General features: G+C 66.8%; 18 protein-coding genes and 3 pseudogenes. 13 read left to right on the forward strand and 8 right to left on the reverse strand.

Features of this window, described 5'->3' with window-relative positions; translation table 11 throughout:
- Positions 1-169: 169 nt before the first annotated feature.
- The 4 genes from D3874_RS08830 to D3874_RS08845 form a co-directional block, all read right to left on the reverse strand.
- Positions 170-3,553, reverse strand: coding sequence for a beta strand repeat-containing protein (locus D3874_RS08830; protein WP_119777761.1), 3,384 nt, complete (start codon positions 3,551-3,553; stop codon positions 170-172).
- Positions 3,554-3,799: 246 nt separating this feature from the next.
- Positions 3,800-6,007: an ATP-binding protein gene (locus D3874_RS08835; protein ID WP_119777762.1), complete on the reverse strand. Its 2,208-nt coding sequence runs from the start codon at positions 6,005-6,007 to the stop codon at positions 3,800-3,802.
- Between the two features lie 2 nt (positions 6,008-6,009).
- Positions 6,010-6,501 carry a hypothetical protein gene (locus D3874_RS08840; RefSeq protein WP_119777763.1) on the reverse strand — a complete coding sequence of 164 codons (492 nt, stop codon included), beginning with the start codon at positions 6,499-6,501 and terminating at the stop codon, positions 6,010-6,012.
- The gene (locus tag D3874_RS08845; RefSeq protein WP_158595907.1) at positions 6,474-7,685 is read right to left on the reverse strand and encodes an EAL domain-containing protein; all 1,212 of its coding nucleotides are present in this window, start codon (positions 7,683-7,685) and stop codon (positions 6,474-6,476) included. Before D3874_RS08845 ends, D3874_RS08840 begins: the two co-directional genes overlap by 28 nt.
- 253 nt (positions 7,686-7,938) lie before the next feature.
- Here D3874_RS08845 and D3874_RS08850 point away from each other — a divergent pair, with 253 nt between their 5' ends.
- Entirely contained in the window at positions 7,939-8,340 is a 402-nt protein-coding gene (locus tag D3874_RS08850) for a glutathione S-transferase C-terminal domain-containing protein (protein WP_199698997.1), read from the forward strand.
- A 182-nt stretch (positions 8,341-8,522) separates the two neighbouring features.
- Here the strand turns inward: D3874_RS08850 and D3874_RS08855 are convergent, their stop codons facing one another.
- The 4 genes and pseudogenes from D3874_RS08855 to D3874_RS08870 all read right to left on the reverse strand — a co-directional run.
- The gene (locus D3874_RS08855; protein ID WP_119777766.1) at positions 8,523-9,221 is read right to left on the reverse strand and encodes a DUF4336 domain-containing protein; all 699 of its coding nucleotides are present in this window, start codon (positions 9,219-9,221) and stop codon (positions 8,523-8,525) included.
- A 68-nt stretch (positions 9,222-9,289) separates the two neighbouring features.
- Positions 9,290-10,042, reverse strand: a complete 753-nt coding sequence (gene fliP, locus D3874_RS08860) for a flagellar type III secretion system pore protein FliP (RefSeq protein WP_119777767.1) — start codon at positions 10,040-10,042, stop codon at positions 9,290-9,292.
- A gap of 10 nt (positions 10,043-10,052) precedes the next feature.
- On the reverse strand, positions 10,053-10,316 hold the full coding sequence (locus tag D3874_RS08865) for a FliO/MopB family protein (protein ID WP_233559884.1): 264 nt from the start codon (positions 10,314-10,316) through the stop codon (positions 10,053-10,055).
- Positions 10,313-10,585: pseudogene (locus D3874_RS08870) on the reverse strand (EscU/YscU/HrcU family type III secretion system export apparatus switch protein); the annotation flags it as partial. The gene D3874_RS08865 and the pseudogene D3874_RS08870, both read right to left, overlap by 4 nt.
- A 168-nt stretch (positions 10,586-10,753) precedes the next feature.
- Here D3874_RS08870 and D3874_RS27910 point away from each other — a divergent pair.
- The 12 genes and pseudogenes from D3874_RS27910 (at position 10,754) to D3874_RS08925 (ending at position 20,059) form a co-directional block, all read left to right on the forward strand.
- Positions 10,754-10,960 carry a hypothetical protein gene (locus D3874_RS27910; protein ID WP_147385589.1) on the forward strand — a complete coding sequence of 69 codons (207 nt, stop codon included), beginning with the start codon at positions 10,754-10,756 and terminating at the stop codon, positions 10,958-10,960.
- Positions 10,957-11,184: a hypothetical protein gene (locus D3874_RS08875; RefSeq protein WP_119777769.1), complete on the forward strand. Its 228-nt coding sequence runs from the start codon at positions 10,957-10,959 to the stop codon at positions 11,182-11,184. Before D3874_RS27910 ends, D3874_RS08875 begins: the two co-directional genes overlap by 4 nt.
- 7 nt (positions 11,185-11,191) lie before the next feature.
- A complete protein-coding gene (gene flgC, locus D3874_RS08880; protein WP_119777770.1) occupies positions 11,192-11,611 on the forward strand; it encodes a flagellar basal body rod protein FlgC in 420 nt (139 codons plus the stop codon).
- Positions 11,612-11,625: 14 nt separating this feature from the next.
- Entirely contained in the window at positions 11,626-11,955 is a 330-nt protein-coding gene (gene fliE / locus D3874_RS08885; RefSeq protein WP_119777771.1) for a flagellar hook-basal body complex protein FliE, read from the forward strand.
- Positions 11,956-11,996: 41 nt separating this feature from the next.
- On the forward strand, positions 11,997-12,272 hold the full coding sequence (gene fliQ / locus D3874_RS08890) for a flagellar biosynthesis protein FliQ (protein ID WP_119777772.1): 276 nt from the start codon (positions 11,997-11,999) through the stop codon (positions 12,270-12,272).
- 82 nt (positions 12,273-12,354) lie between these two features.
- Positions 12,355-13,037: pseudogene (locus D3874_RS08895) on the forward strand (flagellar biosynthetic protein FliR).
- A 6-nt stretch (positions 13,038-13,043) separates the two neighbouring features.
- Positions 13,044-14,132 carry a flagellar biosynthesis protein FlhB gene (gene flhB / locus D3874_RS08900; RefSeq protein ID WP_119777774.1) on the forward strand — a complete coding sequence of 363 codons (1,089 nt, stop codon included), beginning with the start codon at positions 13,044-13,046 and terminating at the stop codon, positions 14,130-14,132.
- Positions 14,133-14,141: 9 nt separating this feature from the next.
- Positions 14,142-16,508: a hybrid sensor histidine kinase/response regulator gene (locus tag D3874_RS30145; protein WP_119777775.1), complete on the forward strand. Its 2,367-nt coding sequence runs from the start codon at positions 14,142-14,144 to the stop codon at positions 16,506-16,508.
- A 141-nt stretch (positions 16,509-16,649) separates the two neighbouring features.
- Positions 16,650-17,692 (forward strand): annotated as a pseudogene (gene recA, locus D3874_RS08910) (recombinase RecA).
- A gap of 194 nt (positions 17,693-17,886) precedes the next feature.
- Entirely contained in the window at positions 17,887-18,462 is a 576-nt protein-coding gene (locus D3874_RS08915) for a helix-turn-helix domain-containing protein (RefSeq protein ID WP_119777776.1), read from the forward strand.
- 96 nt (positions 18,463-18,558) lie between these two features.
- Positions 18,559-19,698, forward strand: a complete 1,140-nt coding sequence (locus tag D3874_RS08920) for an aromatic ring-hydroxylating oxygenase subunit alpha (protein WP_119777777.1) — start codon at positions 18,559-18,561, stop codon at positions 19,696-19,698.
- Positions 19,691-20,059: a cupin domain-containing protein gene (locus D3874_RS08925; RefSeq protein ID WP_158595909.1), complete on the forward strand. Its 369-nt coding sequence runs from the start codon at positions 19,691-19,693 to the stop codon at positions 20,057-20,059. The genes D3874_RS08920 and D3874_RS08925 overlap by 8 nt, the downstream gene beginning before the upstream one ends.
- Positions 20,060-20,175: the final 116 nt, after the last annotated feature.

Here is a 20,175-nt window from a genome sequence, read left to right on the forward strand (position 1 = left end):
CCTGCTTCAACTTCGATCGATGACGGGCCTGTGATCCCGGCATGTTTTTGATCCGGTTCGGTCTTGTCAATCCGAAACTGAAGAAGGGCTGCCCGCGCTCGGCCAGCGCCACGGTTTCACGGGGGCAATACTTATTTCATCTTGCACGGCCGCGACCGGGCTTGCGTTCTCACGAGGCGTAGATGAAGTCGGATGAACTCGTGCCCATGTCGCCCAGCGGCGTGCCGATCAGGTCGACGAAATTGCCGGCGCTGAAGGTTACGCGCGTATCGGCGCCACCGTTGATCGAGGCGATGCCGCCGCCACCCGCCTGCATCTCGGCAAAGCCGTGGTAGCCGTAGGCGACGACATTGATCTGGTCGAGGCCGTCCTTGTAGTCGGCGGTGTCATGGCCGCCGCCGGGGGCGAAGACGAAATTGTCGTTGCCCGCGCCACTCAACAGGCTGTCGTTGCCGCCGCCGCCGGCCAGCCGGTCGTCCCCGCCCAGGCCGGACAGGGTATTGGCGCCGCTGTTGCCGGTCAGCCTGTTGTTGGCGCCGTTCCCCGTGGCGTCGATGGCCGATGCGCCGTCAAGGGTCAGGTTCTCGACATGGGCGGACAGCGTGTAGGTGGCGGCCGAATGAGCAAGGTCGGTGCCGTTGCCGGAATCCTCGACGATCACGTCGCCCGTGTTGTCGACATAATAGGTATCGTTGCCCGCCCCGCCGCGCATGGTGTCGGCGCCGGCCAGGCCGTTCAGCGTGTCGTCGCCGCCCAGGCCCGACAGCGTATTGCCGGCGCTGTTGCCCGTCAGCGTATTGGCATCAGCATTGCCGGTGCCGTTGATCGACACGCCGCCGGTCAGGACCAGAGTCTCGACATTGGCCGACAGCGTATAGCTCGCCGACGAGCGGACCGTGTCGGTTCCGGCGCCGGCATCCTCGATGATCGTGTCGCCGGCGGTATCGGCATAATAGGTGTCGTTGCCGGCACTACCCCGCAGCGTGTCGGCGCCGGTCGATCCGTCCAGCGTGTCGTTGCCCGAGGTGCCGAAGATCAGGTTGCCCAGGCTGTTGCCGAAGCCGCTGGCCCCGCCCGCATTCTCCAGGGCCAGATTCTCGACATTGGCGCCCAGCGTGTAGGTGCCGAGCGTCGTCATCACCAGGTCGGTGCCGCCGCCCGAGAACTCGATGACCACATCGCCCCCGTTGTCGACATGGTATATCTCGTTGCCCGCCCCGCCCTGCATGGTGTCGGCGCCGGCCCCCCCGTCCAGCGTGTCATTGCCGACCCCGCCGGTGATCGTGTTGTTCAGGGTGTTGCCCGTGCCGGCACCGCCGCCGGCCGTGCTGACGACAAGGTTCTCGACATTGGCGCCGAGCGTGTAGCTGCCGGCCGTGCTGTTGACCGTGTCGGTGCCGCCGCCCGAAGCCTCGGTCACCACATCGCCGGCGTCGTCGACAAAATAGTGATCGTCGCCACTACCGCCCACCAGCGTGTCCTGTCCCGCCCCGCCGTTCAGGGTGTTGGCGGCGGCATTGCCGAACAGCGTGTTGGCATCGGCGCTCCCGGTGCCGTTGAGGGGCGAGGCGCCGGTCAGGATCAGGGTCTCGACATTGGCCGACAGCGTGTAGCTGACGGAGGAGCGGACCGTGTCGATGCCGCCGCTTGCGTCCTCGTTGATCACATCGCCAGTGTTGTCGACATAGTAGGTGTCGCTGCCGGTGCCGCCCCGCAGCGTGTCGGCGCCGCTCGATCCGTCCAGCGTGTCGTTGCCCGAGGCACCGAAGATCAGGTTGTTCAAGCTGTTGCCAAAGCCGCTCGCCCCGGCGGCATTCTCCAGGGCCAGATTCTCGATATTGGCGCCCAGCGTGTAGCTGCCCAGGCTGGTCTGGACAAGGTCGGTACCCTGGCCGGCCAGTTCGATCACCGCGTCGCCCAGATTGTCCACATGGAATATGTCGTTGCCCAGCCAGCCCCGCAGGGTATCGGCGCCGGTGCCGCCGTCCAGCGTATCGGCACCATCGCCGCCAACGATCGTATTGTTGAGCGCGTTGCCGGTGCCCGTCGCGCCGGCCGCGCGGGTCAGGGACAGGTTCTCGAGATTGGCGCCGAGGACATAGTTGGCGAGGCTGGTGGCGACCGTGTCGACGCCGCCGCCGGCGGCCTCCGTCACCACGTCGCCGGCATCGTCGACCATATAGGAATCATCGCCGCCGCCGCCCGTCATCGTGTCGTGGCCGAGCCCGCCGTCCAGCGTATCGTTGCCGTCGAGACCGCCCAGCGTGTCGTTGCCGTCGCTGCCGGTGATGTGGTTGTCCAACTCGTTGCCCGTACCCGTGGCGTCGGCCGGCGTGCCGGCGAAATCGAACACCAGGTTTTCCAGGTTGGCGCCCAGGGTATAGGCGGCCAGGCCGGTGACGACGGTGTCGGCGGCATTCGCGGCCTGGGAGATCGATGCCGTTACAACATCGCCGATGTTGTCGACATGGTAGGTGCAGTTCCCGGCACCGCCGTACATCTTGTCGCGGCCGGTGCCGCCGTCGAGGATGCCGCCGTCCATGCCTGTCACGCTCAGCGTGTCGTTGCCGTCGTCGCCATGCAGTTCGACGATGAAGGCATCGACCGACTCGATCGTGTCGTTGCCTGCCAGTCCGTGGACGGTCAGGCCCGACGAGCCTTGGGCGGTAATGTGGTTGTTCAGGCTATTGCCGGTGGCATCGATCGGGGATTCCGAAGCGCCCGAGGGCAGGTCGAGGTTTTCGATATTGTCGCCGAGGGTGATGACGGGAAACTGCTCGTAAAACAGGATGACGACCTTGTCGGTGCCTTCGCCCGCAAGCTCCACGGCGCTGTCGGCCGCGTCGTCGATGTAGTAGGTGTCGTTGCCGCTGCCGCCCTGCATGGCGTCGCCGCCAAAGCCGCCGTCCAACGTGTCGTTGCCGTCGCCCCCGGCCAGCGTGTCGGCCCCTGCGGCCCCGATGATCGTATTGGCCAGTGTATTGCCGGTGCCGGCAGCGCCGGCGGCGCGGGTCAAGGTCAGGTTCTCGACATTGGCGCCCAGCGCATAGGCCGAAAGGCTGGTGATGACGATGTCGGTGCCCTTGCCCGATGCTTCGACGACACTGTCCCCGGCATCGTCGAGGAAATAGGTGTCGTTGCCGGCACCGCCCTGCATGGCATCGGCCCCGGCCTTGCCGTCCAGCAGGTCGTCGCCCGCTGAACCGACAAGCAGGTTGGCCAGGGTATTGCCGGTCCCGGTGGCGCCCGTCGCCAGTGTCAGGGTCAAATTCTCGACATAGCTGCCCAGGGTATAGGCCGCGAGGCCGGTGACGACCGTGTCGACATCGGTGCTGTCGCTGCTGATTTCCCGAACCGTGTCGCCGATGTCGTCGAGGTAATAGGTATCGTTGCCCGCGCCGCCGACCATGCGATCGGCGCCGGTGCCGCCGTCGAGACTGTCGGCCCCCGCATTGCCCACCAGCGTGTCGTCGCCGCCCAGGCCGCTGATCGTATCGGCGTCGGCCGTCCCGTTCAGGGTTTCGGCATTTGCCGTCCCGTTGATAGTGCTCATCGCTCAGGCCTCGCGGGTTGGAGAGGACAAGACATGAGAAAGGCCCCCGGCGCGCCGCTTGGCATCGCCCAGGCCATGGGAAGGGGCGGGCCTTTGCCGGCCGCGCCCAAAAACTCAAGATCGCCACTGCTGGCCCCCGATCCGTCTGCCCCCGCTAACGGACCTGTGGCATTATGGCCACAGGTCTGCGAAAGCGCAAGGGAGGCCGAATCCCGGCTTGCCCCGGCCGTCATGCCCGTCGGCAGATCAGCGGGAGCGCAGGCCTTGCCGCAGGATCGGCGACGCTGCCCGCTGCAAGGTCGCCAGCAACTCGGTCGTCGATACGGGCTTGCTGCAGAATTCGACGTTCACGGCCGGGCCGACGATGCCCGCTTCGTCCAGGGTCTGGCTGTCGGCATTGGCGGACCACAAGACGATCGGGACGAGATTTCCCTGTTCGCGCAGGCGGCGGATCAGTTCCGGCCCCCGTATGCCGGGCATCAGGTCGTCGGTCAGCACGACATCGATGGCGCCGGGCCGGTTGCGCAGCACGGCAAGGCCCGACTCGCCGTCGTTGGCGAATTCGACGTGATGGCCGGCCCGCGTCAGGGCCTCCCCCGCGGCCTCCGACAGGTACTTGTCGTCGTCGACGAGCAGGACACGCAGCGCCTGCGGTGCCGTTTCGGCCTCGGGCGCCGCGGCCGGCTGGGTTGCTTCGCCCTTGGCGAGCGGCAGCAGGAGTTCGAAGCGGGTGCCTTTGCCGGGCGTGCTCCAGACGGCGATCTCGCCGCCGTGGGCGGTGACGATGCCGTGGACCACCGCCAGGCCCAGGCCGGTGCCCGAGCCTTCGGGCTTGGTCGTGAACAGCGGTTCGAAGATCTTGACCAACTGGCTCTCGGGGATGCCGCAGCCATCGTCTTCGACAACCAGCCTGATGTAGCGCCGATCGGCCTGGCGCGATCCCAGGCGAACCGGCGCATCGGTGGAAAAATCCTGTGGGCCGGCGATCTGGATGCGTATCTGCCCGCGGCCGCCGCCCAGGGCGTCTCGTGCGTTCACACCCAGGTTCATCAGCACCTGGATCAATTGATCTGCCGGCATGTCCACCTTCAGGTCCGACGCCGTCCCGGTCACCGACAAGGTCATGCCCTTGGGCAGGGCGCCGATCAGCAGGCCGGCCGCCTCGTCGACGGCCGCGGCAAGATTGCAGGTCTCGGCGCCGCCGCCGCGGCGCGGGCGTGCAAAGCCCATGATGCGATCCACCAGGTTCTGGCCCCGCCGGACACCCGTCAGAATCTGGCCGGCGAAGCGCCGCGCCGATGCTTCCCCACCGGCCGCGTCCTCGATGATTTCGGCATAGCCCTGGATCGAGCCCAGGACATTGTTGAAATCATGGGCAAAGCCGCTGGCCAGGCGTCCGATCGCCTCCATTTTCTGCGCCACCACGAGCCGTTCTTCCAGCCGACGCCGGGTTTCCGCATCGGCACGCTGGCGCGTGACATCACGGCTGATGCACAGCATGCCGCCGTCGTCGAGCAGGGTGACGCTCATATCCTGGTCGATGGTGTCGCCGTTCAGGGTCTGACCCACGGCGTGGCCGTGCCAGTGATTGCGCGCCTCCAGTTCCGGCATGATTTCCTGCATCAGCCGTTCGTGCTCGGCCGGCGAGTACAGGGTGGTCCAGGCCTTGCCGAGGACGGCCTGCGACGAGGGGATGCCGAACATCTCCAGATGGGCGCGATTCATGGCGGTGAAGCAGCCGTTGGGATCGGTGAGCGCGATCGCGTCGCTGGAGGCGGCGATGGCGAGGCTCAGCCGGTTCGCATCCGCCTTCGCGGCCCTGGCTTCGCGATAGAGGCCGCTGGCCCGGCGCGCCTGGATCATCGCCAGCGCGATGAAGCACAGGCCCAGCACGAACAGGGCCGACAGGTAGATGATCATTTCGGCGGCGATCTGAACGAGGGCGCCGCGATTGTAGACGTATTGGTCCTGCATCTGGGTGTAGCGGACCAGTTCGCGAATGCCGTTTTCTTCGCCGGCCAGCGACTGGCGGATGATTTGCGGGGCATCGGCCGGCATCCGCGTCGACGTCCCGTCCAGGCCCAGCCGCCGGTCCGTCGCCTCGAGGGCGGCGCGCAGCTTCTTCAGGGTTTCCGTGACGCCGGGGATCTGGCGCACGCCTTCGGCATCGACACCGGTCTCGAGGATGATCAGGCGGCTCCAGAAGATGTCGTAGCGTTCGCCCAGCGCGTCATAGCGCGCGGGCGTGCGATCGATTTCGGCCCACAGGTCGGCCACCAGCAGGCGGTCGTATTCCTGTTGCAACTGGACTGCGGCCCAGCTTCCGGTGCGGTAGGTGTTGCCGATAAGCTGGCGCGTCTCGACGAGACGGGCGACCACATAGGTGGACGCCGCGATATAGATCGCGGCGATGACGGTGGTGGCGATCCAAAGCCAGCGGCTTCGCCGGGGCATTGTCAGGTTACGGCCACGGTTTTCACCTGCCAGATCAGCCGGTCGTGGACCTTGGGCACGTTCAGCTCCGGCCGCTGCGACAGCGGATAGATCAGCCACAGCGGGCCCTTGTTGCGGACGGACAGGAGCTTGCCGTCCTGGCGCATCGCCAGGATCGGCCCGTAGGCGGCGAGATCGCTCATCGGCACGTCGACCGTGTAGTCGTTCAGTGCCGTCAGCCTGAGCTGCGTGCCGGCGGTGGCGTTGGCGGCTTCCAGCACGGCCTGCATGGTCGGGCCGCCGAAGTCCGACATGCCCTCGGTAAACGGCGTCATGGTGGCGATCGTGGCCTGGGGGAGGGCTTCGAGGGCGGCCCTGTCGAATGCGGTCGCCGCCCCGGCGGCGTTGGCAACAGTGAGCAAAGCTTGCTCGGCGGCAAGGCCGCGGCCGGCACGGGCGGCCAGGAGTGCGCCGGCCGCGATCGCCATCAGGTGGCGGCGGGTGGTGTCTTGCATGGGATGTCGATCGCTCCGGATTTCAGCAGGTTGCCAAAGGTCGCGGCGTCCACGGCCTTGCCGAACAGGTAACCCTGGCCGCGGTCGCAGCCCATCTGCGCCAGGGCGGCACAGGTGGCTTCGTCCTCGATCCCTTCGGCGACGCACAGGAGGCCCAGATTGTGAGCGAGGTCGATCGTCGTCTTGACGATCACGCGGGCGTCCCGGTCGTTGCCGATGCGCTGGACGAACGAACGATCGATCTTCAGCTCGCAGAACGGCATCGCATGGAGCACGGAAAGCGACGAGAACCCGGTGCCGAAATCGTCGAGCGACAGGTCGAAGCCCTTGATCCGCAGCCAGGTCAGGGCGCGCAGGGATGCACCGGTGTTCGACATGGCGGTCTGTTCGGTTACTTCAAAGCTGATCCATTTGGGATCGACGCTGCGGGCATTCAGGATGCTGGCGGCGGTCAGGCCGAAGTCGGGATCGGAGGCATTGACGGCGGCCAGGTTGACCGAGATTTTGCACGGCGAGATGCCGGACTCCCGCCAGTGCTCGATGGCTTTTGCCGTGTCGGCGAGGATGCGCTCGGTCAGCGAGCACCAAAGGCCTGCTCGCTCCACGATCGGCAGGAAGCCGCCCGGCAGCCCGACCGCGCCGGAAAAGGGTACTCTGCGGGCCAGGGCTTCGGCGCCCACGATCTTGCCCGTGGCCAGATCGACCTGGACCTGGAAATAGGGCCGAATGATGCCGTTCTTGATGTCGGCCGCGACCGAACTGGCGTCGGGATCATCGGGCACGGCGACGGAGGCCCGGATCGCGGCGGAGAGCATCGAAAGCGAGAAGGGTTTGTGGAAGATGCCGGGAATGCTCAAGCCCAGCGTCTCGCCGTGACGCCTGGCCGCGCCGATGACCCGCTCGTCCGATCCGCTCATCAGGAAGACCGGCCCGCGAAACCTCAATTTCGCGAGGAGTTCCGAAGCCTGAAGGCCGTCATGGCACCCCAGGTTGAGATCCACCACCACCGCCGCCGGAAGGGCCCGGCGGCAGGCTGCCTCCAATTCGCCCAGGGTGGGGGCGGTGATGACATTGAAACCGTCACGCTCCAGCCTGATCCGCAGCACCTGCGCAATATCGGGGTCGTCATCCAGGACGATGACGGCGGGCCGGCGCAGGTGATGATCCGTTGGCGGTGTCTGCATGATCGAGCCCATTGTCGAGCGAGTATATTAATGATTGGTATCCAAGGGGTTTGATGTGTATCAACGCGAGCACCGGCGCGGCGTTCTGCCCCTAGGGCAGCGGCCTTCGGGTCCAGGCGCGCCGCCGCCGCTCGGCCATTGCCGTCGCGGCTGCCAAGGCTAATCAATAGGCGCTTAGCGATCTGTTAAGGCCGAGGCCAAGCGCCTGGTCCTGAACGGGCTGCAACTGACGATCACCGATTTCGTCGCCGAGGTGCATGACACCCACCACCCGATCGCGGTCGAGCTCTACTACGAGGACCAGAAGAAGACGGCCAAGCTGCGGGCGGGCCATTTCCTCGAGCACCGGGTGCCCAAATACATGGGCTATTTCGAGCGCGTGCTGGCCCGGAACCCCAAGAGCGACAGCCACATATTCGGCAAGTCGCTGACCTATGTGGACCTGTCGCTGTTCCAGGTGGTGGAAGGGCTGCACTATGCCTTCCCCCGCGCCATGAAGAATTTCGCCGAGCACTATCCAGGACTGTCGGCCCTGCGCGAACTGGTCCGCAGCCGCCCGAACATCGCACGTTACCTGGCCTCGAGCCGGCGCATCCCCTTCAACGAGTCCGGCATCTTCCGCCACTACCCCGAACTGGACCGCCCGGCACCCTAGGGGATCGAATCCAAGGCTCGATACCCGTGGAGGCATCCGGGCTATCGAGTCATCCCGGCGAAGGCCGGGATCCATTGCAACATCGCGCGCTACCCCAGAATGGATCCCGGCCTTCGCCGGGATGACGACGGGGTGAGATCAGGAGGCTCACAGACCGGGAGCCAAACGTTGGATTTTGTCCCCTAGGCCCGGGGGCCGATCAGCCAGCCGAAGGCACGGCGCAGGAAGGCGGGGGCATCCTTCTCGACCGGTGCCCCGTGGGCCATCAGCACCTTCTCGGCGGGCCATGCGAGAAGGTGCTTCAGCGCGTCACGCGCGGGGCGGCGGTTGGTGAAGGCGAGGCGGAACTTGCGCGGCACCGACGGCTCGGGGCCCACCATGAGGTCCAGTTTCGCCACGACGGCCCGCCAGCCCGAGAGCAGGTTGGCTGGTATCTGCTGGATCAGGTCGGTGAAGAGCACGGTGCCGCTCTTGGTGTGAAAGAACACCACCTCGGTCGTGATCAGGTTGCCGCGCATCAGGACCTGGTCGATCTCGCCGGTCCAATCCGGGTCCGTCGCATCGCCGAGGTCGGCATCGAAGGCGATGTCCTGGCGCTTCTTGCGCAGTCCCGGCGGGGCGTGGAGCCTGGCGGCCGGATAGGCGCGCTGCCATTCCGGCAGAAACAGGTGGTGAAGCGAATTGGGCGCAACGATGTGCCGCACCTCGCCGAGTGCATCCACTTCTACCCGCAGGGCGTCGGTAAGCCGGGTCGGCGACCAGATGAACAGGCCCCGGTCCGCGAGCCTTATGACGGCCATTCGCGTCGGATAGTGAAACCCGGCGACCGCGACCTGCGGTCCGTCCGCAATCCAGATCTCGTGACCGAATTCCTTCAGCATGGCCGATCCAGCGTTGCCGGTGCTGATGGACAGTTAACCGCCCCGGGCCGTACTGGCAAGATTGGTTGTCAGCCGCCGCCGTAGCTCTGGATCAGGCTGGCCACGGTCAGGTGCCAGCCGTCGACCAGGACGAAGAAGATCAGCTTGAAGGGCAGGGAGATCACCACGGGCGGCAGCATCATCATGCCCATGCCCATCAGGATCGACGCCACCACCATGTCGATCACCAGGAACGGGATGAACAGCAGGAAGCCGATCTCGAAGGCGCGGCGCAGTTCGGAAATCATGAACGCCGGCACCAGGGCGATCAGGGGCGTCGCCTCCGGGGTCGCGGGGCGTTCCATTTTCCCTAAATCGATGAACAGGGCGAGGTCGGGCTCGCGCGTGTGCTTCAGCATGAAGTCGCGGAACGGGGCGGCGCTGGCGTCGAAGGCGGCGCGCTCGTCCATCTGGCCTTCCATATAGGGCGAGATGCCGTCCTTCCAGGCCTTGTCGAAGGTCGGCGCCATGATGAAGGCGGTGAGGAACAGGGCGAGGCCGATGAGGATCGTGTTGGGCGGCGTCTGCTGGGCGCCGATGGCGCTGCGCAGCAGGGACAGCACCACGACCAGGCGGCCGAACGAGGTGATGACCACCAGCAGCGACGGGGCCAGGCTGAGCACCGTCACCAAGACGATGATCTGCACCAGGTTCGAGGTCATGCCCGAGCGGTCGCCGCCCAGGTCGAGCGAGAGCGATTGCGCGGCGGCGGCGCCGGCAAAGCCGAGCAGGCCGATGGCGAGGCCGATCAGGATCGCCGGCCGGGGCAGGAACTTGCTCATGGCGTCTCCCTCATGGCGTCTCGGGCGGCAGCGGCCCGCGCTCGACCACCAGGTCGCCGGCCGGGCCTAGAAGCAGTAGATGTTCGCGCCCGTCGTGGCGCACGATGACCAGGCGCCGGCGGGCGTCCAGGCTCAGGGATTCGGTGACCGCCAGGCGCTTGCCGGCGCGGGTCGCCGGGCCGTGGCCGAAACGGCGCATGACGGCGCCGAAGGCGAGGATCAGGACGACGACGGCGGCCAGCGCGATGCCGGCCCGCAGCAGCTCCGGCATCATGGGGCGCCCCCGCCAAGGCGCAGGTCGCGCAGCCGGTTGTTGGCCATGTAGACATAGGCGAGGATCTCGGCGACGGCGGCGAAGGCCGCCAGCGGGATGGTCTCGTCCAACTCGATGGTCTCGAGGATTTCCACCAGGTCGCCGTCCTCGCGCACCTTCACGCCATGGGCCAGGGCCAGGGAGATGATCCGCTCGGCCACTTCGCCGCGGCCGCTGGCAACCACCCGCGGCGCCTCGTCCTCGCCCGGGGCGTAGGACAGGGCCACGGCCTTCTGTCGGGGGGATGGGGTTCGGTCATCGGCGGGTCGTTTCCTTCGAACGTTGGCCGATCTTGCGCGATTAAGGTTAACGAGTGCTCACCGAGGCGTTTACCAGCCGTTAAGTGCGATGGCCGCAGCATGGCCTCGGTCGCAACGACTGGCAGAGGCGAAAGCCCGATGGATTTGGATCGCATCCCGGTGATCGGCATGCTGGTGCGCCGGATGGAATTCCTGGGCGCCCGGCAACGCGTGATCGCGCAGAACGTCGCCAATGCCGATACCCCGGCTACCAGGCGCGCGACCTGGCACCCGACAGCTTCGCCCGTCACGTCGCGGCCCAGTCGGGCAGCACCACGCCCAGCGCATCGGCGGGCCTGGCGGTGACGGCGGCCGGCCACCTGGGCGGCACCATCGAGCCCAACCGCGGCACGGCGCTGTCGACCCGGGCCGACGATTTCGAGACCACCCCGTCCGGCAATGCCGTCGTGCTCGAGGAAGAGATGGCGCGCCTGGCCGAGACGAAGATGGACTACGACACCATCACCGGCATCTACCGCAAGCAGGTGTCGATGCTGAAGACCGCGCTGGGTCGCGGCCAGAGCGGTTGAGGAAATCATGGCGATCGACGAGTTGAACAAGACCCTGATGATCTCGGCCGCCGGCATGCGGGCGCAAAGCGTGCGCATGCGCGTGATCGCCGAAAACCTGGCCAATGCCGAGACCGTGGGCCTGAAGCCGGGCGACGATCCCTATCGCCGCAAGGTGGTGACCTTCGCCAGCGAGCTGGACCGGGCAACCGGCACCGACACGGTGGCGATCAAGGGCGTGACCCGCGACCAGTCCGAATTCGGCACGCGCTACGAGCCGGGTCATCCGGCGGCGGATGCCAATGGTTACGTGCGTACCCCCAACGTCAACATGCTGGTCGAGGTCAGCGACATGCGCCAGGCCCAGCGTTCCTATGAAGCCAACCTCAACGTGGTCGACAGCGCGCGCAGCATGCTGATGCGCACCATCGACCTGCTGCGCGGCTAACGGAGAGACAGACCATGGACCCGATCGCCGGCCGCGCCTTGAGCGCCTATACCGATGCCCTGCGCCGTGGTGCCGGCACCGGCACCGAGGCGGCCCCCGCCGCCGGCATGGGCAGCGCCCAGGCCGGTCCCAGCTTCGGCGACGTGCTGGGCCAGGCGCTGGACAGCGCCATGGCCACCGGCGCCCGTGCCGACCAGACCTCGCTGGCCGCCGCCAGCGGTAAGGCCAGCGTGACCGATGTGGTCACGGCCCTGACCAATGCCGACGTCACCCTGCAGGCCGTGGTGGCCGTCCGCGACAAGGTCGTGGCCGCCTACCAGGACATTATGCGGATGCCGATCTGACGCACTGAAGCTGCCCACGGACGAGCCAGAAGGAAGTCCTCGTGAACGCCGGTGAAGCCCTCGATGTTGCGCGCGAAGCGCTGCTGACGATCATGCTGGTCTCGGGGCCGATCATGGCGGTCGCCCTGATCGTCGGCCTGTCGATCTCGCTGATCCAGGCCCTGACCCAGATCCAGGAGGCGACCTTGAGCTTCGTCCCCAAGATCCTGGCGATCTTTGCGGCACTCCTGCTGTTCCTGCCGTTCATGGGCGCCGCCATGGGCACCTTCACGCAGGAGATCATGGCGCGCATCGTCTCCGGCGGCACCGGCGGGTAAGGCGCCCTCGATGCTGGACCAGATCCTGCCCGGCGGCGTCTTTTCGCTGGCCCTGGTCTTTGCCCGCATCGGCGCCATGGTCATGGTCCTGCCGGTGTTCGGCGAGATGTACGTCTCCTCCCGCATCCGCCTGATCCTGGCCCTGTTCCTCACCGTGCTGATTGCGCCCCAGGCCGGCGCCCTGCCTGCCCTGCCGGTGCAGGCGGCCCTGCTGGTCCCGCTGATCGGCGGCGAGGTGCTGCTGGGCCTGGCCATCGGCGGCATCGCCCGCATGGTCATGGTGGCGCTGCATGTCGCCGGCAGCATCATCGCGGTGCAGTCGGGCCTGGCGGTCGCGCAGAACGTCGATCCCACGCAAGGGACCCAATCGGTGGTGCCGGCGAACTTCGTCATCATGACGGGCACCACGGTGATCGTCCTCGCCGACCTGCACCATCTGCTGATCGGCGCGGTGGCCGAAAGCTACCGCCTGTTTCCGGCGACCGCGCCGCTGGCCGTCGGCGACCTCGCCACGCTGGCGACCGGGGTGGTTGCAGACACCTTCACCCTGGGCTTGCAGATGGCAGCACCCTTCCTTGCCTTCGGCATCGTCTTCAACGTGCTGCTGGGGTGATGAACCGGCTGATGCCGGTCATGCAGGTCTTCTTCATCGCCATGCCCCTGCAATTGCCGCTGGCCTTCCTGCTGTTTGCCGCCACCATCGGCCTCAGCATCAGCCTGTTCGCGGATCGCTTCGTCGATGCGCTGGGCCCCCTGGTACAGTGAGGCGGCATGGCTGAAGAACAAGACGATTCCGGCAAAACAGAAGACCCTTCCGCCAAACGCATCACCGATGCCGAAAAGCGCGGCGACGTCCTGCAAAGTGCCGAGGTCAGCCACTGGTTCATGCTGTCGGCGGGGCTGGGCGCGATCATCCTCATTGCCACCGTCACCGGCCCGGCGCTGGGCGGCCGCCTAGCCGGGCTGATCGACCATAGCTGGCAGATGCCCATGGACGGGCGCGCCGGCAGCGACCTGCTGGGCGAGGTGGGGGGCGATCTGATGGTGGCCCTGGGCCTGCCGCTGCTGCTCCTGGTGGCGGCGGCGATCGGCGCCCACGCCTTGCAGCACAAGCTGATCTTCTCGACCGAGAAGCTGAAGCCCGACCTGTCGAAGCTGTCGCCGATGAAGGGCCTGTCGCGGATCTTCTCGCGCCGCGGCTTCGTCGAGTTCCTCAAGGGTATCGCCAAGATCGTCGCCGTCGGCGTCGGGGCGACGATGGCGGCACTCCCCACCTTCGATGCCCTGGTCGCCGCACCAGGCTATGAATTCGGGCTGCTGGCGGGGCTGGTGCTGGATACCATCATCCGGCTGTTCGGCGGGGCGCTCGCGGTGCTGACGGTGATCGCCGGCGCCGACTATCTGTTCCAGCGCCTCGATCGCCTGCGCCGCCTGCGCATGACCAAGCAGGAGGTCAAGGACGAGCACAAGCAGGCCGAAGGCGATCCCGCCATCAAGGGCCGCCTGCGCCAGTTGCAGCGGGAACGCTCGCGCCGGCGCATGATGGCGGCGGTGCCCACGGCCGACGTCATCATCACCAACCCGACACACTATGCCGTGGCCCTGAAATACGACGGTGCCAGCATGGCGGCGCCGGTGGTGGTGGCCAAGGGTGTCGACGCCATCGCCGCCCGCATCAGGGCCGTGGCGCAGGAGGCATCGGTGCCGCTGTTCGAGAATCCGCCGCTCGCCCGGGCGCTCTACGCCACGGTCGAGGTCGACGAGGAAGTGCCGCCCGAACACTACCGCGCGGTCGCCGAAGTGATCGGCTTCGTGCTGCGCCGTCGCGGGCCGCTTCCAAAGCGCGCGCCAGTCCCGTAAGCAGTACACATGGCCGAGCCGGAATCGAACCGTACCAATGGGCGCCGCCGCGAACCGCGGTCGATTCTGCCCTTTGTGCGCGGCACCCTGGCCGGTGCCGGCGGCGCCCTGATCGGCGTCGGCATCGCCATCGACGACCTGCGCTACAGCCTCGTGGGCGCCATCGCCGTGGCGATTCCGATGAGCGCCATCACCATCCGCAACGCGATTGCCAGGCGGCGCCAGCGCGAAGCGCTGGACACGATGATGGAGGAAATGGGCCCGGCGATAGCGCTGTCGTCGGTCGCCCGGGCCATCGTCGGGCCGGGCGGGCTGATTCTGCAGCACAATCTGCCCTGGCACCGGGCGCGCCTGCCCGAGGAGACCGTGCCCGAGGCCTGGCTCGATTTCCCGGCCGACGGCACGCCCCAGCAATTCATCCTCGATCGCGGCGGGCGCCAGGTCGAAGTGGCCGGCCGGCCGGTGCGCCCCTTCACCAACTATTATCTGCTCAGCGTGCGCGAACTGGCGGGGCCGACGCGGATCGACCCCGGCATCTTCGAGCACGCGGACTTGGGCTGGTTCGAAATGGACCGCGACGGCGTGGTGACCGGCGTCAACGGCACCCTGGCGGACTGGCTGGGGCGCTCGGTCGAGGAGGTCGGCAGCGGCAAGATGTCGGTCTTCGGCCTGTTCAAGCCGGCCGACAACCAGGATGCCGGCGACGACCGCTTCCACGCCGACCTGCTGCCCCTGGACGGCCCGCCGTTCCCGGTCGAGGTGGTGTTGCAGACCGACGTGCTGGGCGGCGGCACGCGCGGCGGTCTGGTCATCGACCTGCGCGAAATCGTCCGCTCGGTCCAGGCCCTGGCGGAATCGGCCGAGCGCTTCGGGCGTTTCATCGACGATGCCCCGGTGGGGATCGCCGCCCTGACCGCCGAGGGCAGCGTCGAGGAGGCCAACCCGGTCTTCGCCGAACTGGCGCTGGGCGTCGCCGACACCGAATTGATCCTCTCCAGGAATCTGCGCGACCTGATCGAATGGCCCGAGGGCGAGGCCAAGACCGCCGCCGATTTCGCCCAGGTCCTGGCCGGGGTCGAGGGCACCAGTGCCGAGTTGCGCTTCAAGGCGACGCCGGCGATTACCACGCGCATGTTCGCCACCCGGGCCAGGCGGGCAGGCAGCGGCGAGCGGCCGACCCGCATCGTCTACATGATCGACGTCAGCGCCCAGAAGGCGCTGGAGGCGCAGTTCGTCCAGTCGCAGAAGATGCAGGCGGTCGGCCAGTTGGCCGGCGGCATCGCCCACGACTTCAACAATCTGCTGACCGCGATCATCGGCTTCTGCGACCTGCTGCTGACCCGGCACGGGCCCGAGGACGATTCGTTCCCGGACATCATGCAGGTGAAGCAGAATGCCAATCGGGCGGCCAACCTGGTGCGCCAGCTCCTGGCCTTCTCGCGGCGGCAAACGCTGCGGCCCAAGATCATCGACATTCGCGATACCCTGAACGATCTTTCGACCCTGCTGCGCCGGCTGATCGGCGCCAATATCAAGCTCGACCTCGACCATGCCCAGGACCTGGGGCTGGTCCGCGTCGATCCCAGCCAGTTCGACCAGGTGATCATCAACCTGGTGGTCAATGCCCGCGATGCCATGGCGGAGGGCGGGCGCATCCAGATCCGCACCCGCAACGCCGGTAAGCGCGAGGCCAGGCGGATCGCCGCGATGCAATTGCCGCCCGGCGACTATGTCATGATCGAGGTCACCGACGACGGCCACGGCATTCCGCGCGATGTCCTGCCCCAGATCTTCGAGCCCTTCTTCACTACCAAGGAAATCGGCGCCGGCACCGGCCTGGGCCTGTCGACGGTTTACGGCATCGTCAAGCAGACCGGCGGCTCGATCGTCGCCGAGAGCGAGCCGGGGCAGGGGACGACCTTCCGCATCCTGCTGCCGCGCCATGTCGAAGGGGCCGCGGAAGCCGTGCCCGAGCCGGCCGAGCGGGCCGAGCCGGCCACCTCGGGCAGCGAGACCATCCTGATCGTCGAGGACGAGGATGCCGTGCGCAATTTCGCCGTTCGCGCCCTGCGCCGCCAGGGCTACCGTGTGCTGGAGGCCGCGACAGGAGAGGAAGCGCTGGACCTGATCGAGGCGGGGACCGAGCGAATCGACCTGATGGTCTCCGACGTGGTCATGCCGTCGATGGACGGGCCGACTCTGGCCCGGATGGCGATGGAGCGGTTGCCGGCGCTGAAGGTCATCATGATCTCGGGCTATGCCGAGGAACAGTTCCGCAAGAGCCTGGACCCCGGGCTGGCGTTTACCTTCCTGGCCAAGCCCTTCAGCCTGAAGCAACTGGGCCAGCTCGTGCGCGAGGTGCTCGACGGCCGCTAGTGGAAAAACTGGAACAAAAGGTGATTGCGAAGGAGAACAAATAAGGTACATTCGCTGCAGGTTGAATACTGCCCGCGGCTTTGAAATAAGGGGGATCTCCTCATGTCGTCGCCTGCTTTGCGCGTCGTTGGATCGGACACAATGGATAAGCAGAAGGCCCTAGAGGCCGCCCTCGGGCAGATTGAACGGGCCTTCGGCAAAGGCTCGGTGATGAAACTCGGTGCCCGCGAAAGCGTGGTGGAGGCCGAGGCGGTCTCGACCGGCTCCCTGGGCCTCGATATCGCGCTGGGCATCGGCGGCCTGCCGCGCGGCCGGGTGATCGAGATCTATGGGCCGGAATCCTCGGGCAAGACCACCCTGGCCCTGCAGGTGGTGGCCAATTCCCAGCGCAAGGGCGGCATCTGTGCCTTCGTCGACGCCGAACACGCACTCGACCCGATCTATGCCCGCAAGCTGGGCGTCAACACTGACGAGCTGCTGATTTCCCAGCCCGACACCGGCGAGCAGGCGCTCGAGATCGCCGATACGCTGGTGCGCTCCGGCGCGGTCGAGGTGCTGGTCATCGACTCGGTGGCGGCACTCACCCCCGGGCCGAGTTGGAAGGCGAGATGGGCGACAGCCACGTCGGCCTTCAGGCGCGCCTGATGTCCCAGGCCCTGCGCAAGCTGACCGGTTCGATCTCCAAGTCGAACTGCATGGTCATTTTCATCAATCAGATCCGCCAGAAGATCGGCGTCATGTTCGGCAGCCCGGAAACCACCACGGGCGGCAACGCACTGAAATTCTATGCCTCGGTCCGCCTCGACATCCGCCGCATCGGCGCGATCAAGGACAAGGAAGAGGTGGTCGGCAACCAGACCAAGGTGAAGGTGGTCAAGAACAAGCTGGCCCCGCCGTTCCGCGAGGCCCTGTTCGACATCATGTATGGCGAGGGCACATCCAAGACCGGCGAGCTGATCGACCTGGGCATCAAGGCCGGCATCGTCGAGAAATCCGGCTCCTGGTTCTCTTACGACAGCCAGCGGGTCGGCCAGGGCCGCGAGAACGCCAAGCAGTTCCTTGCCGACCATCCCGAGATGGCCGACGAGATCGAGCGGAAGATCCGCGCCAATGCCGGCATCGTCTCCGCCGCCATGGCGGGCGCGCCCGAAGCGGATGCCGACGGCAGCGAGGCCGACGCCTGAGGCGACCGAACTATTTTGCCATCCGGCCATTGCCGCGGCCGGATGGCACCGCCTAATCTGATCTGGGCTCTTTGGACGAGGCCCCACGGGGCGCCGGCCATCGGCGTCCCGTTTTTTTGTGCGTGGTCTGAGAATCCACTAGTGATTTAAAAAGTTTAGCCATAGCGTACTTCCATGACCCTATGGAAACACGCATGAGCGCTCTTGCGACCGAACGCGCCCGCAGGAAGGCCCTGATCGGCCACCGCCTGCGCGAGCGGCGGCGCGAACTGAACCTCACCCTCGACACCCTGGCGACCCGGACCGGCCTCACCAAAAGCTTTCTCAGCGCGGTCGAGCGCGACCAGACCTCGCCCTCGGTCGCCTCGCTGCTGGCGATCTGCGATGTCTTGGCGCTGCCGGTGGGCGCGTTGTTCGACGCGACGCCCGAGCAGGTGGTGCGGGCCTGGGACCGCCAGCCGATCGAATTCGGCGGCAGCGGCCTCGATGATTTCCTGGTCTCGCCCAAGGGCACCGCGCGCTTCCAGGCGGTGCTGTCGGAGATGGCACCCGGCGCCAGCGGCGGCGACGAGCTTTACCGCCTGGCCGCCAATGAGGTCTTCGTCTTCTGCCTGACGGGACAGGTTGCCCTGCGGCTGGAGGGCGAGGTGATCACCCTTGGCCCCGGCGACACCCTGACCTACGACCCGCGCCAGCCGCACACCTTCTTCAATGCCGCCGCCGACCGGCCGGCCTCCGCCCTGTTCGTGATCATGCCGGCCCTGTCGTAATACCTCGCGCCGTCATGCCGGCGAAGGCCGGGATGACGTGAAGTGGAGCATTAGGAGTATTTTATAACTCATTGTTGCTTATACGGATTCCATCCAATGCCACAACCCAGTTCCCTCCTTGCCCGCCTTGACCGGCCCCTGGTCGAAGCCCAGGGCCTGCCCGCCGACGCCTATACCGGGCCGGCCTTTGCCGCGGTCGAGCGGGACCGCGTCCTGGCGCGGTCCTGGCTGGCGGTGGCGGTCGGCGCCGATCTCCCCCAGCCCGGCGATGCCCTGCCGGTCGATGCCGTGGGCCAGCCCATCGTCCTGGTCCGCGGCCGGGACGGCACCATCAGGGCCTTCCACAATGTCTGCATGCACCGTGGCCTGAAACTGGTCGAGGCGGCGTGCCATGGCCAATTGCTGCGCTGCCCCTACCATTCCTGGGCCTACGACCTGGAGGGGGCCTTGCGGGCGACACCTTTCTTCGGCGGCATGGCCAGCCACGAGGTGCGGGGCTTCGATCCCGCCGCCAACGGGTTGAAACCCGTGCGCCTGGCCCGATGGCACGACCTGATCCTGGTCAACCTGTCGGGCGATGCCCCCGACTTCGGCGACTATGCGGCGGCGCTGTACCGGCGCTGGCAGGCCTATGATTTCGCCGCCGCCAGTCACACCCGGCAGGTCGAGTTCGAGGTCGCGGCGAATTGGAAGCTGATCGTCGAGAATTTCTGTGACACCTACCATCTGCCCTTCGTCCACCCGCAGGTGAATGAATATTCCAAGGCGGAAGATCATTACGACGTGATCGACGGCTTCGTGGTCGGCACGGGCAACCTGACCGCGGCGCGCGACGAGCCGGGCGCCGAAGCCCTGCCGAGGTTCCCCGGCCTGCCCGAGAGCCTGGCCCGGTCCGGCGAATTCCTGGCGCTGTTTCCCAACACGCTGATCTTCCTGATGCCCGATCACTATTTCACCGTGACCGTCACCCCCGTCGACCATGGCCGCTCGATCGAACGTCTCGACTTCTATTTCCCGGGCGAGGGCGCGACGGCCGAGCGCTTCGGGCCCAGGCGCGAGGCGCTCTACGCTTTGTGGGGCGACCTCAATGTCCAGGACATCGGGATGGTCGAGCGCTTGCAGCGGGGCCGGGTCTCGAGGGCTTTCGAGGGTGGCTGCTTCTCGCCGGCGCTGGAAGCGCCGATCCACCATGTCCAAAGCCTCGTGGCCCGCCTGATGGAGGATGCCGATGCCTGAAATCAAGTGCTTCAAGGCGGCCGACCGCACCTTCGAGACCTACATGGGCAGCCCGGACAGGCCCGAGAAGGACTACGCCCGCATCGCCAAGCTGGTCGGCCCTGAGATCAGCCAGTCCATGGGCGGCGGCGTGGTCACCTATCGCAAGCTGACCGCCCCCTGGAGCCTGCCCTTCGACGAGTTGGTCGTGGTCCTGGACGGCGCCTTCACGGTGACGTCGGCCGGCAAGGCCTATGATTGTGTTGCCGGCGACGTGCTCTGGTTTCCCGCCCACACACCCCTTACCTATGAGGTGGCGGATTTCGTGACCGTGTTCTACGCCAAGCACCCCGTCGGCCTGACCGCCGCGGTGCCGTCTTAGAGGCGGTTCCAAAAATTCGTCATCCCGGCCGCAGAGCCGGGATCTCGTGACGATCGGACGCCGAGAACGCTGGTCGCAAGATCCCGGATCTGCGCTGCGCTACATCCGGGATGACG

The organism is Oleomonas cavernae, assembly GCF_003590945.1.
GTDB lineage: Bacteria > Pseudomonadota > Alphaproteobacteria > Zavarziniales > Zavarziniaceae > Zavarzinia > Zavarzinia cavernae.

What these genes read in the sequence shown, in the direction of transcription:
- D3874_RS08830 (WP_119777761.1), bottom strand. Translation starts at nt 3,553, where the DNA reads ATGAGCACTATCAACGGGACGGCAAATGCCGAAACCCTGAACGGGACG.
- D3874_RS08835 (WP_119777762.1), bottom strand. Translation starts at nt 6,007, where the DNA reads ATGCCCCGGCGAAGCCGCTGGCTTTGGATCGCCACCACCGTCATCGCC.
- D3874_RS08840 (WP_119777763.1), bottom strand. Translation starts at nt 6,501, where the DNA reads ATGCAAGACACCACCCGCCGCCACCTGATGGCGATCGCGGCCGGCGCA.
- D3874_RS08845 (WP_158595907.1), bottom strand. Translation starts at nt 7,685, where the DNA reads ATGCAGACACCGCCAACGGATCATCACCTGCGCCGGCCCGCCGTCATC.
- D3874_RS08855 (WP_119777766.1), bottom strand. Translation starts at nt 9,221, where the DNA reads ATGCTGAAGGAATTCGGTCACGAGATCTGGATTGCGGACGGACCGCAG.
- fliP (WP_119777767.1), bottom strand. Translation starts at nt 10,042, where the DNA reads ATGAGCAAGTTCCTGCCCCGGCCGGCGATCCTGATCGGCCTCGCCATC.
- D3874_RS08865 (WP_233559884.1), bottom strand. Translation starts at nt 10,316, where the DNA reads ATGATGCCGGAGCTGCTGCGGGCCGGCATCGCGCTGGCCGCCGTCGTC.
- D3874_RS27910 (WP_147385589.1), top strand. Translation starts at nt 10,754, where the DNA reads ATGGATTTGGATCGCATCCCGGTGATCGGCATGCTGGTGCGCCGGATG.
- flgC (WP_119777770.1), top strand. Translation starts at nt 11,192, where the DNA reads ATGGCGATCGACGAGTTGAACAAGACCCTGATGATCTCGGCCGCCGGC.
- fliE (WP_119777771.1), top strand. Translation starts at nt 11,626, where the DNA reads ATGGACCCGATCGCCGGCCGCGCCTTGAGCGCCTATACCGATGCCCTG.
- flhB (WP_119777774.1), top strand. Translation starts at nt 13,044, where the DNA reads ATGGCTGAAGAACAAGACGATTCCGGCAAAACAGAAGACCCTTCCGCC.
- D3874_RS30145 (WP_119777775.1), top strand. Translation starts at nt 14,142, where the DNA reads ATGGCCGAGCCGGAATCGAACCGTACCAATGGGCGCCGCCGCGAACCG.
- D3874_RS08915 (WP_119777776.1), top strand. Translation starts at nt 17,887, where the DNA reads ATGAGCGCTCTTGCGACCGAACGCGCCCGCAGGAAGGCCCTGATCGGC.
- D3874_RS08920 (WP_119777777.1), top strand. Translation starts at nt 18,559, where the DNA reads ATGCCACAACCCAGTTCCCTCCTTGCCCGCCTTGACCGGCCCCTGGTC.
- D3874_RS08925 (WP_158595909.1), top strand. Translation starts at nt 19,691, where the DNA reads ATGCCTGAAATCAAGTGCTTCAAGGCGGCCGACCGCACCTTCGAGACC.